Source organism: Rhodothermaceae bacterium (assembly GCA_009838195.1).
Classification (GTDB): domain Bacteria; phylum Bacteroidota; class Rhodothermia; order Rhodothermales; family Bin80; genus Bin80.
On sequence record VXSC01000018.1, the window covers coordinates 152,810 to 165,441 of the forward strand.

Annotated in this window: 9 protein-coding genes; 4 read left to right on the top strand and 5 right to left on the bottom strand. The window is 52.2% G+C overall.

Translation table 11 applies throughout. The features are described 5' to 3' along the window. Position 1: 1 nt before the first annotated feature. Complete coding sequence (locus F4Y64_03720) at positions 2 to 2,353, bottom strand: 3-hydroxyacyl-CoA dehydrogenase/enoyl-CoA hydratase family protein (GenBank protein ID MXX96707.1); 2,352 nt, start codon at positions 2,351 to 2,353, stop codon at positions 2 to 4. Positions 2,354 to 2,795: 442 nt separating this feature from the next. Between F4Y64_03720 and F4Y64_03725 the strand changes: the two genes are divergently transcribed. Continuing rightward, on the top strand, positions 2,796 to 3,470 hold the full coding sequence (locus F4Y64_03725) for a hypothetical protein (GenBank protein MXX96708.1): 675 nt from the start codon (positions 2,796 to 2,798) through the stop codon (positions 3,468 to 3,470). A 399-nt stretch (positions 3,471 to 3,869) separates the two neighbouring features. On the opposite strand, the gene F4Y64_03730 is transcribed toward F4Y64_03725, so the two are convergent. Then, the gene (locus F4Y64_03730; protein MXX96709.1) at positions 3,870 to 4,775 is read right to left on the bottom strand and encodes a DUF4097 domain-containing protein; all 906 of its coding nucleotides are present in this window, start codon (positions 4,773 to 4,775) and stop codon (positions 3,870 to 3,872) included. Between the two features lie 141 nt (positions 4,776 to 4,916). Here F4Y64_03730 and F4Y64_03735 point away from each other — a divergent pair, with 141 nt between their 5' ends. Both F4Y64_03735 and F4Y64_03740 read left to right on the top strand, forming a co-directional pair. Next, positions 4,917 to 5,363 (top strand): OsmC family protein, encoded by a 447-nt coding sequence (locus F4Y64_03735; GenBank protein ID MXX96710.1) that lies wholly within the window; start codon positions 4,917 to 4,919, stop codon positions 5,361 to 5,363. Positions 5,364 to 5,376: 13 nt separating this feature from the next. Next, positions 5,377 to 5,808: an OsmC family peroxiredoxin gene (locus F4Y64_03740; GenBank protein ID MXX96711.1), complete on the top strand. Its 432-nt coding sequence runs from the start codon at positions 5,377 to 5,379 to the stop codon at positions 5,806 to 5,808. Between the two features lie 178 nt (positions 5,809 to 5,986). Here F4Y64_03740 and F4Y64_03745 read toward each other — a convergent pair whose 3' ends face one another. Both F4Y64_03745 and F4Y64_03750 read right to left on the bottom strand, forming a co-directional pair. Next, complete coding sequence (locus F4Y64_03745; GenBank protein ID MXX96712.1) at positions 5,987 to 7,837, bottom strand: DUF3459 domain-containing protein; 1,851 nt, start codon at positions 7,835 to 7,837, stop codon at positions 5,987 to 5,989. Further along, positions 7,812 to 8,177 (bottom strand): cupin domain-containing protein, encoded by a 366-nt coding sequence (locus tag F4Y64_03750; protein ID MXX96713.1) that lies wholly within the window; start codon positions 8,175 to 8,177, stop codon positions 7,812 to 7,814. Before F4Y64_03750 ends, F4Y64_03745 begins: the two co-directional genes overlap by 26 nt. 370 nt (positions 8,178 to 8,547) lie before the next feature. Between F4Y64_03750 and F4Y64_03755 the strand changes: the two genes are divergently transcribed. Next, complete coding sequence (locus F4Y64_03755; protein ID MXX96714.1) at positions 8,548 to 10,257, top strand: amidohydrolase; 1,710 nt, start codon at positions 8,548 to 8,550, stop codon at positions 10,255 to 10,257. A gap of 227 nt (positions 10,258 to 10,484) precedes the next feature. Here F4Y64_03755 and F4Y64_03760 read toward each other — a convergent pair whose 3' ends face one another. After that, complete coding sequence (locus F4Y64_03760) at positions 10,485 to 12,569, bottom strand: TonB-dependent receptor plug domain-containing protein (protein MXX96715.1); 2,085 nt, start codon at positions 12,567 to 12,569, stop codon at positions 10,485 to 10,487. Between the last annotated feature and the right edge of the window lie 63 nt (positions 12,570 to 12,632).

Sequence of the window (12,632 nt, forward strand, 5' to 3'; positions counted from 1 at the left end):
CTCAGTTGCGGACCGGCCGATTATGTTTCAATAAACCTGCAATACGCTCCTGTGTCTTTGGTTGTCCCAGAAGACCGAGAAACACTTCCCGCTCTAGGTCTAATAGATAGGACTCGGATACTTCCTCTGCGCCGCTTAAATCCCCGCCTGTAAATACATACGCCAGTTGCTTTGCCAGATGCAGATCATAATCGCTAATGAATCTGCCCTGATGTAACTGGTAAACCGCCGTATTTAATGCCGCTGCTCCAGGACGTCCGAGTACACGAATAGTTTGGGGCGCCGGAGGACGATAACCTTGAGCAGAAAGCCGCAGGACCTCATGTTTTGCCGCGTGAAAACGTCTCGCGCTATTCATCACAATACATGCATGATCAGGAAGGAAGCCCAAATCACGCGCTTCTTCTGCGCTGGTGGAAACCGTTGCCTTGGCAACCGCCTCAAAGTACCGCATCACATCAAGCAGCAAGTTACTGTCATATCCATGATTCTCTCTGCTGGCTTTCGCTGCAAGTCGCATACTTCCTGTACCCGCTGGAATCAGACCAACCCCCAACTCCACAAGACCGGCATACGTTTCTGCAGCGGCAACGGGGTTCGCGGAAGACATGATGAGCTCGCATCCTCCGCCAAGTGCTCGCTGATGGGCAGCCACCACCACGGGTTTGCGCGCATAGTGTACCTGCTGCATTGCCGATTGGAAATGGGCAATATACTGGGCAATCTCCCCAAACTTGCCGGACTGCAGCGCTCCGGCCAATTCTGCCAAGTTGGCTCCCACAGAAAAGTGATTCCCCTCGTTTCCAATCACCAATCCACACAAATCTGGACTGTTTTCAACCCGGTCAATCGCCTCCAGCATGCCGCCAATCACCTTGCCTCCCAGCGTGCAGGCCTTGGAGCGGAATTCAAATAACGCAACCCCGTCTCCCAGATCAACTAGTCCTGACTCCTCGTTCGACCACAGGTCTCCGCCTGAATCCAGCTTGATGGATGCTAGGGAACGCTCTGCAGCGGATACCTTTTGAACTTCATATTCTTTTTGGGCCGGGATGTAAACCCCGCGGTCAGTATAGAAAGACGCATCGCTTGGCATGTCCAGCACCCACTCAGGCAGCACAAGCTCCTCCTTGGTCATAGCCTTCCTCACGGTGTCAAACCCAATCGCATCCCATGTTTCAAAGGGCCCCATCTCCCAGCCAAACCCTGAACAGATCGCTTGATCAACACGTGCCGGGCTGTCGGTCACCTCACCGATTCTCCTTGCAGCGTACGCCATGAGATCAAGCATCGTGGAGCGAAAGAAAGCTCCCGCCCGTCCTTCATCTTCGAACAATGCCGAGAGACGATGATGGAGCGGCCCCGCCGATTTGATTTTGCGTAGATCTCCGAGATCCAGTTCCGAAGGGTCTTCATATTGCCTCGAGGCGAGATTGAGTGACCGAATTGTGCGGCCTTCCTTCCGGTAAAACCCCGCTTTGGTCTTTGCTCCCAGTGCTCCTTGACTTACCAATTCTTTCAGTACGGGCGGCACGCTAAAACGCTCTCTACTTTCGTCCTGAGGAACGCTCTCATAAAGGTTCGCGCACACAAGCTGCATCACATCCAGCCCAACCAGATCAGCCGTCCTAAATGTGGCTGATTTTGGGCGACCGGCCAGTGGTCCTGTCAAAGTATCAATTTCTTCAATCGTGTAGCCCCCGGTGACAAATTGGTCGATCGCTCCCATCATGCCGTAAATCCCAATTCGATTGGCAATGAAGTAGGGGACATCATTGGCCTGTACAACGTTCTTGCCCAGGTGGACACGGGAATACCATGCAATCTTGTCCAATACCTGGGGGGTTGTATCAGCATGGGGGATTATTTCAAGGAGGCTAAGGTACCGTGGCGGATTAAAGAAATGTGTGCCCAGAAAACGTTGCCGAAATTCCAGGCTACGCCCCTGAACAAGCGCACGTATCGGGATGCCGCTAGTGTTAGTGGATACGATATTGTCTTGGCCTGTATGCGCCTCAATCTTTTTCAGTAGGTCCTGTTTGATGTCCAAGCGCTCCACCACGGCTTCAATCACCCATTCGACCCCCGAAATTTTCCCTAGGTCATGCTCAATCGTTCCACAACGAATACATCGGCTGGTGGCCTTTGTGAAAAACGGACTCGGTTTCAATTTTGACGCACCTTTCAGACGTTTTTTGACCAGTGCGCGCGGATCAGAGCCTTCTGCAGCTAGATCTAAAAGCAGCACTTGGACGCCAGCATTGGCTAGATGAGCTGCGATTTGAGCTCCCATGGTACCCGCACCAATTACCGCCGCTGTCCTAAACGGCAGACGCGTAGAATTTCTTTCCATTCGGTTTCTTAGCGTTCAAACTCGGTTAGAACCTTCTGCGCCGCTGCGGTTCCAAAAGCATAAAAAAGTTACAACGCTTTGGGTTCCCCCGATTCGATCCTGATAGAGGTAGAAATGTGTTGACACCCGTACCAGAAGTTCAGTAATGAGGGTAAGGTTACTTCCGGTCTGAATATACCGCTATGGACAAATCCTTGTGATTGATCCGTAGCGAATGGCTTCTGTCGTTTAAGACTCAACATATGGTTCAATCACTGATGGAGATTTCCTCTTGATTGAAGGTCCAATGCAGTGGGCTCGGTGTTGCGTTGCCCCCAGCGCATCCTAGTACGTGGTCCCCGAGGTCGGAGCATCGAAAAAGATCCATGGACAATCCCCGACTGGGAGAGTCGCGGGACGTACGCTTGGCATTGGAACCCGCGGGGAGCGAACAGGATAGAAAATGAGCAATTCCTCCAATCAATTAATTCCGAAGAAAACGGTGCTCATGACCAGAGCCCAACAGGTTGATCGCAACCGTGCCATCGTCCAAGACCTCAAGGGGGGGATGAGCACCACGGGGGCCGCAGTCAAGCATGGATTAAGTGCCGAACGGATTCGCCAGATCGCCAGACAGATCGGGGTACCGCTCCCTCGGGGTAGACTCACCAAAGCCGCGTCCGCTGAGCGCAACCGCGCCATTGTCCAAGATCTTCGGGGGGGGGGGATGAGCATCAAGGGGGCTGCCACCAAGTACGACCTAAGTGGCTACTGGATCAAGGAGATCGCCAAGCAGAACGGGGTGTCGCTGCCCCCAAGCCCGCAAATGCACGCAAAGCGCAACCGAGCCATTGCCCGGGATGTCCGGGGTGGAATGAGGTGTATAGAGGTCGCGACTAAGTACGGGTTGACCCAGCCCAGTATCTGGCGTATCGCTCAGGCGGAGGGAGTAGACATGTCGGGAAGGAGAGGATCCCGCGGGCATCGGGAACGCCCCCGGGAACGTGACCGGGAACGTAACCGCCAGATCGTCCAAGACCTCAAGGCTGGCATGAGCCGCAAGGAGACCGCGACCAAGTACGGGCTGAGTAGAAATAGAATCGGCGAGATCGCTAGACATGGCAAGGCAACGTCCTAAATTGATCTATTCCAGCTCCCCAAGCCCACCTCCCCGAGATTGCACCCGGAGGACGGTTGATCACACCAACTCCCGGCAAAGGCGCTCAGACCGGACTTACAGGAGACCGAAAATGGCCTCGGAAACCCAAATCAGTCGCCAAACCAGGGGAAGCTGCCACTAATAATCTAGTTCCTGTGGAATTTCAGGGCAAGGTCGGCCATCCCCGTCAGCAGTTTCGCGGTAGGAGAGTCAAGGAACAATACGTACCTGTACCTGAAGCTCCAAGGCTGAGTTGGATAACCTCGGCCTGTTTTGGTCCTCTGTGCATGCCTACGGTGCGAGGCATCCAATGGCTGGTGCACTGCTGTTCCCAACGTGGTGATCAGGCTGTCTGTCTGACACGAGGTCACTCTCTAATTAATGTCGGCGCAGGGACACATTCCCGACACCGGCAGCCATGACGATTGACGCATCGCCGCCCCCATTGAGTTCACCGGAAAAAGAGTGGGATAGGAGCTTCTTGGAGACCTCAATCGGAAACTCACAGGTCACCGTCCCCAGACTTGCAGTCCCGCGTACCTCGGCTTGAACATCTTCAGGCAGCGAGAGCGATACATTGCCGGCACCTGTGCGCAGTTTACTTTCTCCTCGGGGTTGTCCCAGCATTTCCACGGTTACATTCCCCGTACCTGCTACCGCATGCAATGCATCAACTTGAGCATAAATGGATAGATTCCCGGCTCCTGTCACGACATCTGCCTCCTCCAAATTCCCAGAGATCTCAACATTTCCAGCTCCAGATTTTACATCTACCTCACCTTCAATATCCTCCAGTATGATATTGCCTGCTCCCGTACGTCCTGTTATTTCTCCGGTGACTGACGTAATGGTGATATTACCGGCACCTGATTTGAAGTCAACATCGTATTTTTCGGGTACGCGTACGGTCAGTCGAATTTTAATAGCCGAACCCTTGCGCCATCGCATTTGCCTGCGCTCCTCTTCCACTCTCGACTGAATACTGACATCGTCTCCATCCTTATCAAATTCGTAGCGGTGAGCCGACTGGAGAATCCTCTCGGCCTCTTCTGAACTTTCTGCCCGCGCCCGGCGCTCAAGTTCAATCTTCACAGAATTGCCACCGGTGGCCTCAATTTCCACGTTACCCCTGTCCAAATCCAGGGTAAGTTCACCTCCCGGATTTACCTTGTATTCTTTCTTGATCACATCCCGTGCAGTGGGGATCGACTTGAATGCTGCCAATATCAAAATGGCTGCGACGGCAAAACCGAGAGTCTTCGTGTAGGCAAAGGAACGGTTCATTTTGAGTAGTCTATAATGAAAGCGGTTTCATCTCGTAATAAGGCTACGAATATGTTTGCGGTTAGGTTGCAAAGCAGTCGTTATTGGAGGGAATCCTGAAGACAATATCGTAGTTCAAGCCTCCGCTCCTGAACGATTTTGATGGCCAAGGTTACTCTCAAGCGCTTAGACGACAGGTTTCACTTCCTTGCTACGAACAGTAACGGAAATTCGTTGCATTTTGATACCGGTCCCGAAGAAGGGGGCAGTGGTCAGGGGGTCGGACCGATGCAGGCGGTTGCGATGGCTCTTGGCGGGTGTAGTGGAATTGATATCGTTATCATCCTCAATAAGCAGCGCCAGGACTTACAGAGATTTGATACAATCATCACTTATGATCGTGCAGAACAGGAAACCCCTTCCTTGTTTACGAAGCTGCATGTTCATTATGAATTTGAGGGGGAGTTGGATCCAGACAAGGTTCGACGCGCCGTGGATCTGAGTGTCAACAAGTATTGCTCTGTGGCAAAGATTCTGGAAAAGACCGCCCCCATCACCGTGAGTTGGTCAATCAATGGTCAACACTATTCCTTAGAAACCGCAAACTAAATTATCGACTACGATGAGCGTAAATCATGCGAATGCCTCCTGGGAAGGAGATTTAAAATCCGGTAGCGGACAGATCAAAACCGACCGGGGATCCCTTGATACCCCTTTCACATTTGGCTCCCGCTTTGAGGGAGCTCCTGGAATCGGTCCAGAAGACCTAGTGGCGGCAGCCATTTCAGGATGTTTTTCGATGGCCCTCTCGAATGAGCTCGACGGCCGTGGCAACACTGCAAACCGCGTTGACACCCGCGCAACCGTTACCCTTGGGCCAGACCCAGCGGGCGGCTTTCATATTTCAGGTATTGATCTCGTGGTCCGCGCAAATGTGCCTGGCATTGATGATGCTGCATTCCAGGATGCCGCAGAAGCGACTCGGACCGGTTGCCCGATCGCAAAGCTCTATGCGGGTACGACGATCAATCTGGACGCAGCACTTGAGTCCTGACTCTGCTACTTTTTGTCTACTGGTGGTTAGCAGGGGGAAGTGAGTCAGGCGATTCCGTCTACCGTTGTCAATATGACCCTTCTCAAGAGACCTGACTGCCTTTGTCCAATATTTTGGAAGCGGAGAATTCTCTCGCAGGCTTTGATCAAGACCTGCGAGATATTCAATCAAATCGGGCTTACATTGACAGGTATACACGGGCAGAAAGTGGAGGAACGGTTAAGGGAGTTCCTACATCTGCTGAACCGGACGGGTAGACTTGTCGGTAGCTGCCTTGAGGTATGTCTATCTGGTGCGTTTCGTCTGAAGCATTGAAAACGACCAGCGCGTGCTGATCACCTAAACGCCGCTCATAGACAAGCACCCGGCGCTCATCATCCACGGTGAGCCACTTGGTTGCTCCGTCAATAAACAGTCGCTGGTTTGCCTTACGGAGTGCAATCAGTTCCCGGTAGAGGCCGGTCAACTGGTGGTCCGCCAAGACTACATCTGGCCGTCTTTCAAGTCCCAACGGGTGTGTGCGCTCATCCTCAAAGTTATAATCGGGCCAGAGGAGTGGTTTTCGAACATCTGGATCATCGCCACCCCACATCCCCATCTCGTCCCCGTTCCAGATATGGGGAGCCCCGGGCCAGGTGAACTGCTGCACGAGTATCAACTCCTGGATCGCTCGCGTCCTTGCGTCGGGGCGATCCACCTTGAAATCAGAGCTTCCCCTAGGGTGTTGATTGTATTTGTAGAGATTTAGATTGTAGATGCTGGTACTGATTCGGGGTGTATCGTGGCTGGCCGCGAGATTCATCATGGCATTCCAGAAACGCTGGGGAATCCCTGCCATAACGGAGTCAAGATGCGCGACATACTCAGATGCACTCAGATTTGGGGGAGCCTGTGCAAAAAAGCTCCGTGTAGGCATGTACCAGCGATAATTCATCACGGCATCAAACACATCTCCCTGAACCCAGGGAACCGGGTCCGCCATTCGGTGCGGCCATGAATCCCACCAGACCTCCCCAACGAGATAGGCTTCCGGGTTGATGCTCCGAACGAACTCACGATAGTCTCGCCAGAATCCGAGGGGAACCATCTCTGCGACATCCAACCTGAATCCATCCAGCCCATCCTCTGGGTCCCCGTCGCCATTTGGGTCAAGCCATCGCCGAGTAACATTATAGATATGTGCTTTGGGGCCCGGGTGGAGATTGCCCTCATGAGCCCCATGCGTATGATCCTCAGGAACGTCTACTTTTGCCAATTCAGGTAATGATTTTACTCCCACCCAGCCGTCATAGGAGAATTCATTTGTGTCCGGTGTTGCCGGATCGTCAAACTGGTTGATATCATACCAGTCTGCAAACGGAGATTCCTGCTGATTCTCCAAGATATCTTCCCATGCCCAGAACCGCACACCTGTATGGTTCCAGGAGAAATCCAGGATGATCCGCATGTCTCTGGCGTGCACCTCTTGAATCAGTTCCAGAAAGAGGCTGTCCGCAGCGGTCCACTGCCATGTATCTGGATCCAGGGGATCCTCTGAATCTGCAATCTCACGGTCACCGACCGGGTCGGGGCCAAAATTTCGGTCTACATGGCGGTAGTGGCGGGCATCAAACTTATGCAGGGAGGGGGCGTCATTGATTGGATTGAAGTAAAGTGCATTGACTCCCAACTCCTTGAGATAATCCAGCTTCTCCAGGACTCCCTGCAAGTCCCCGCCATAGCGCCGCCACTGCGCGGCGGTATAGAAGTCCTTGTCATTCTCAATGGCCCAGTCGTCCAGTTTGTACCAGTCATGGGTCCAGGGAGTTGGGGCCCAATTTTTCGGCTGTGTGTCAAACCAGAATCCGCGTATATCGCCCGGTGTTGGGTCATTCGTGGGATCTCCATTGCGGAATCGCTCAACAAAAATTTGATACCAGATCGCCTCATCCGCCCAGGACGGAGGATCACTGATCACAGTTTGGGCCTGCAGCGGCAAGGCCAGACTAATCAGAAACAAAAAGCTAACGTAGATACGCATCGGTTCCATCTAACCAATCTTGTCGGGGAGGGCAGAACACGTCCACATCGAGTGTGTCCTGCAGCGCGACAGCTTTGTGAGGGAGATGGGAAGGGATGACCAGTACCTCCCCTTCGTGTACAATGACCTCCTGTTCTCCATTGTCTCCAAGCCAAAATTTCAGGGCGCCACTAAGAACGTATGTCAGCTGCTCATTGTCGTGCGAATGCCATGGTACTACACTATCCTTATCAAGGTAGACATGCGTAATCATCATTCGCTCACCGGTAATGATACGCCGTCCAAGGCCGGCCTTGACCTCTTCAACTGGCATGTCGTCCCATCGGTGAAGCGTTGCCTGTTTGTCCATATTTACGGTCTGGATGGTTCGATAATTGTTGAATGATTCTCGCCTCAAAGATAATGTGAGAGGATCGCTCTAACAAATTAGATTGGTCTCGTTCTCAGTCGGGAGTGGATGGAAGGTTCAACTCGGGGATCTTTCACCGGGGCATAGAATCCCATCTGGTTGTCCGGAGGTGATGATTAGTATTCCGAAAAACCCTTTGGGTAATATCGAGTCAAATTGATCAATTTTAGCTTGTCACATATTCCCGATCAGGCTCCAATAATATTCATCCTTCCAAGCTCAAACGGTCACAAACTCTGCAGGATGACCACTTGTACTCCCGGCGGCAGTTACTATCTTTCGGAGGTTACGCTTTCAGAATACTGGACTCATGAAGCTCATTTCCTTGAAATACTGTGCACTCTTACTGTCTGCCTTTATACTGTTTGGCTGTTCTAGGCAGGAGTCTGCGCGACTCGTATTGACCAATGGCAAGATCGTGACGGTTGATCCATCTCTACCTGAAGTAGAAGCCCTGGCCGTAAGCGGCGATACGATCATGGCGGTTGGCACCTCCGAAGAAATTGCAGCATATATCGGAGGGGAAACCCGGGTCATTGATTTAGAGGGTAAACTGGCCATCCCCGGTTTTATCGAAGGGCACGGTCATTTCCTGGGTATCGGAGAAGCCAAGATGATTCTTGATCTTACGACAACATCGAGTTGGGAAGATATTGTCGCCATGGTTGAGGCCGCTGCCCTTGACGCTGAACCTGGCGAATGGATCACCGGTCGCGGATGGCATCAGGAAAAATGGGATTCCATTCCAGCAGGGACAGTCGAAGGAGTTCCCACCCACCATAGTCTCAGCGAGGTATCTCCTGAGAACCCAGTTCTGCTGCGCCATGCCAGTGGTCATGCCGCATTCGCGAATAGAGCTGCAATGGATGCGGCGGGGATCAGTCCCGAAACTCCCAATCCTGCGGGAGGAGAGCTCGTGCGCGATGTACGTGGAGAACTGACGGGACTCCTGCGAGAGACTGCCGCATATCTCGTGGCAGCTGCACTGGAAAAATCAAGAGAAGGCATGAGCACCACTGAACTGGATCAGGAGCGGCGCACAATGGCACGCCTGGCCGCTGAAGAAGCCCTGACCCATGGGATCACCTCGTTCCACGATGCCGGTGTGGGATTCGGTACTGTGGACTTCTTTCGCGAGTTGGCAGATGAGGGTAACCTTCCGGTCCGGCTCTATGTGATGATTCGCTCAAACAGCACAAATCTGGCTGATCAACTTGCATCCTACCGGATGATCGGATATGGGAACAACCACCTGACGGTACGCAGTGTAAAGCGTTCAATTGATGGCGCTCTGGGCTCTCACGGAGCCTGGCTGCTTGAGCCCTATACAGATATGCCTGGGTCAAGAGGACTTGAAACGGTCGCCGTAGAAGAAATCCGGGCAACAGCAGAAATCGCAAAAGCCCACGACTTTCAAGTGAATATTCATGCGATCGGAGATCGTGCCAATCGTGTGGTTCTTGACATCTACGAATCGTTCTATGGTACGGGGGATGAGGATTTACGCTGGCGAATTGAGCATTCTCAACATCTCCACCCAGATGATATTCCTCGGTTCGGTAGCCTGGGCGTCATTCCAGCGATGCAAGGGGTCCATGCCATCAGCGATGCTCCGTGGGTCTATCGCCGTCTGGGCGAAGAGAGGGCCGCAAGCGGTGCATATCGCTGGCAAACATTATGGCAGACAGGTGCAGTCGTAACCAACGGGACCGACGCGCCCGTAGAGTCGATTGATCCTCTTGCAAGCTATCACGCAACCGTGACCCGCAGGTTGGCTGATGGCTCTGTCTTTTATCCTGAGGAGCGACTCTCCAGGGAACAGGCACTACAGTCGTACACACTCAATAATGCCTATGCTGCCTTTGAAGAGGATATAAAAGGATCGCTTGTTCCCGGTAAACTGGCCGATATTACCGTACTTTCACAGGATATTCTGACGATCCCTGACGAAGAGATTCTCTCTACGGAGGTACTCTACACCATCGTCGGTGGAAACATCCTGTACCAAAGGGACCCATAATTCAGGTTTCTTCGGGTGTGAAGGCCGGAGATATACTGGAAGGGAGCAATCCGGTCACAGTGGTCGGGTGACAATTACTGCAATGCCAGCTAAGGAAGCAACTGCACGTACGACACGTGTAAAATTATCCTAGGGTCGCTAAGTTGTCAACGTGTGTGCACAGAATGAGGGAAATGCATCTACGGCGATGAAGAGTGTGAGCGGTATTTAAATGACCAAAATTTCTACTACCACTGAACCCGGATCCCTGCCTGCATAGCCCTTCCGGCGGCAGGGTACATGAAGATCGTCTCGGACTCTTCCTCGCCTGATATAAATCCCGTTGTGCTGAAGGAGTTGTTCAGCAGGTTCATTGTTTCGAACTCCAGTGCGATCCAGTCTAAGGTATAGGTCACTTTAAAGTCCACGGAAGAGAAGTTCTCCAATCTGATGGAATTTTTATCATCCAGCCATGTGCGGCGCGTACTGCGCACCGTTGCCATAGCCTGGAGTCGATCAAGAACAGGAACACTGATCGCGGCGGATACATAATCACGCGGGATCGCCTTGACAAAATTTCCCCTATTCTCTCCGGAAAGGTATGTCACGTTTTGGAGCGTATAGTTGAAACGAAATAGTGCAAGATTTGGCCTTTCCAGTTGGAGCCCCATCTCAATTCCTCTGTGACGGCTACTGGCAATGTTTTCGTACTGGAAGGTATTTAGATTCACCTCCAACTCGTCCTCCATGTCCATCTGATAGATGCTGAGTGATAGCTCACCATTCAAGTTTCCGGGGATCAACACTGCTCGGTGGTAAAATCCGGTTTCAAGGCTGACACCCCTTTGAGGCTTCAGTTCTGAGTTAGAAATGAATATGGCGAATATTGGGATTAATCTCTGACCAAAGAGTTGATCCAGCGTTGCTGTCTTAAATGATCGTGCTACGTTGGCATACCAGTTCCCTACGTGCCGGGCACTGGCTACATAGCGAGCATTCACCCCCACCTTGGGACTTAACGCAGTATGGACTGCATCCTGCTCTGTCCCTCCTTCAGGTGAGTAGGTATCGCGAATGCGATCATAGCGGGCACCCGCCGACAGCCGCAACCAGGATGTGGGCTCAATGTCATATTGTGCGTATGTAGCTAACGCCGAACGGGAGCCATCCCCCTTGGTTGAAAGATTTCCTCTCGCTCCATCAAATCCGTCAAAGGCCTCAACTGTACCGAATACCATATCATACCATGCTACGTCCAATTGCCCATTTTGCAGATCTGTGCCAATGGTCAAGCGGTCGTGTGCAAACAGTTGTGGAGACACCCATTGTGCGCTCATGAATAAGCGGGAGACATCAAATTCTCTCCACTTTACATCTGCGAATTCCGCACTCAGGGGTAAGGTCCGCGCACCTTCCAGGGTGCGCCTGTTGCCAACCAGAGAGCCACGCAACTCGGACTGGTCACCCAGATTGATTCGACCTTGCAGCGCCAGTCGCTTAGTACTCTCATCATTGTTATCAAATTGAAAGAATGGAGATTGCTGCAGACGATCTTGGGCAATCTGGTCGCTGGTTAGTGGACCGGGAATGTCATAGCTCCGCTGATGCATTGACCCTGATAACGTGACGAGGGCACGATCAGATCGTATCAGGTCAAACCCGAGGCCCAAGCCTCCCAAAGTACGATTGGCATGTTCCCGGTATCCTTCGGTTGATTCGTAATTCCCATAAGCGGAAAGCTTTCTGGCACCAAATGACACCCGTGCGGATCCACTTGCATTGTAGGTGCCAAAGGAGCCCCCAGCCAAGGCCATTTCGTAGCTGGAGGGAGCCTCGGAGTCGGTCACAATATTAATGACTCCCCCGATGGCAGCATCGCCGTAGAGGGATGAGGCTCCGCCACGCAAAATTTCAATGGATTCGATTGCAGCCAGAGGGATCTGATCCCAGTTCACAAGCCCGGTTTCCAGAGCATTGATGGGCTGTCCATCTACCATTAACAGCACGTACTCGGCCTCTCCTCCGCCATAGAATCCCCGCACAATTGGTTGGACATCATATCCAATTCCATCCAACTGCAGTATCGCAAAGCCGGGCATATGCTGTAGTGTTCCCCCCAGGTTTTGAACCCCAGCCAACTGTGAAATTGTTGTGCTTTTCAGCACACTGATGGCTCCTGTAGACTGGGAGCGTATGGACTCGTACCGATCTGCGGTAATAATCAGTTCTTCCATATCCACGACGCTCAAGGTATCAGCATTATCCTGAGCCGAGAGGACTACCGGATATATCAGCGTAAACAGTACTAGAAATCGCGTTATCGTCTTTCTCATGAATGAAACTCCCAAAGTTACCTGTTATTCATACTTGATTTCGTGAATCATGATGCATTTTCT

What these genes read in the sequence shown, in the direction of transcription:
- F4Y64_03735 (MXX96710.1), top strand. Translation starts at nt 4,917, where the DNA reads ATGGCCAAGGTTACTCTCAAGCGCTTAGACGACAGGTTTCACTTCCTT.
- F4Y64_03720 (MXX96707.1), bottom strand. Translation starts at nt 2,353, where the DNA reads ATGGAAAGAAATTCTACGCGTCTGCCGTTTAGGACAGCGGCGGTAATT.
- F4Y64_03730 (MXX96709.1), bottom strand. Translation starts at nt 4,775, where the DNA reads ATGAACCGTTCCTTTGCCTACACGAAGACTCTCGGTTTTGCCGTCGCA.
- F4Y64_03725 (MXX96708.1), top strand. Translation starts at nt 2,796, where the DNA reads ATGAGCAATTCCTCCAATCAATTAATTCCGAAGAAAACGGTGCTCATG.
- F4Y64_03760 (MXX96715.1), bottom strand. Translation starts at nt 12,569, where the DNA reads ATGAGAAAGACGATAACGCGATTTCTAGTACTGTTTACGCTGATATAT.
- F4Y64_03745 (MXX96712.1), bottom strand. Translation starts at nt 7,837, where the DNA reads ATGGAACCGATGCGTATCTACGTTAGCTTTTTGTTTCTGATTAGTCTG.
- F4Y64_03755 (MXX96714.1), top strand. Translation starts at nt 8,548, where the DNA reads ATGAAGCTCATTTCCTTGAAATACTGTGCACTCTTACTGTCTGCCTTT.
- F4Y64_03750 (MXX96713.1), bottom strand. Translation starts at nt 8,177, where the DNA reads ATGGACAAACAGGCAACGCTTCACCGATGGGACGACATGCCAGTTGAA.
- F4Y64_03740 (MXX96711.1), top strand. Translation starts at nt 5,377, where the DNA reads ATGAGCGTAAATCATGCGAATGCCTCCTGGGAAGGAGATTTAAAATCC.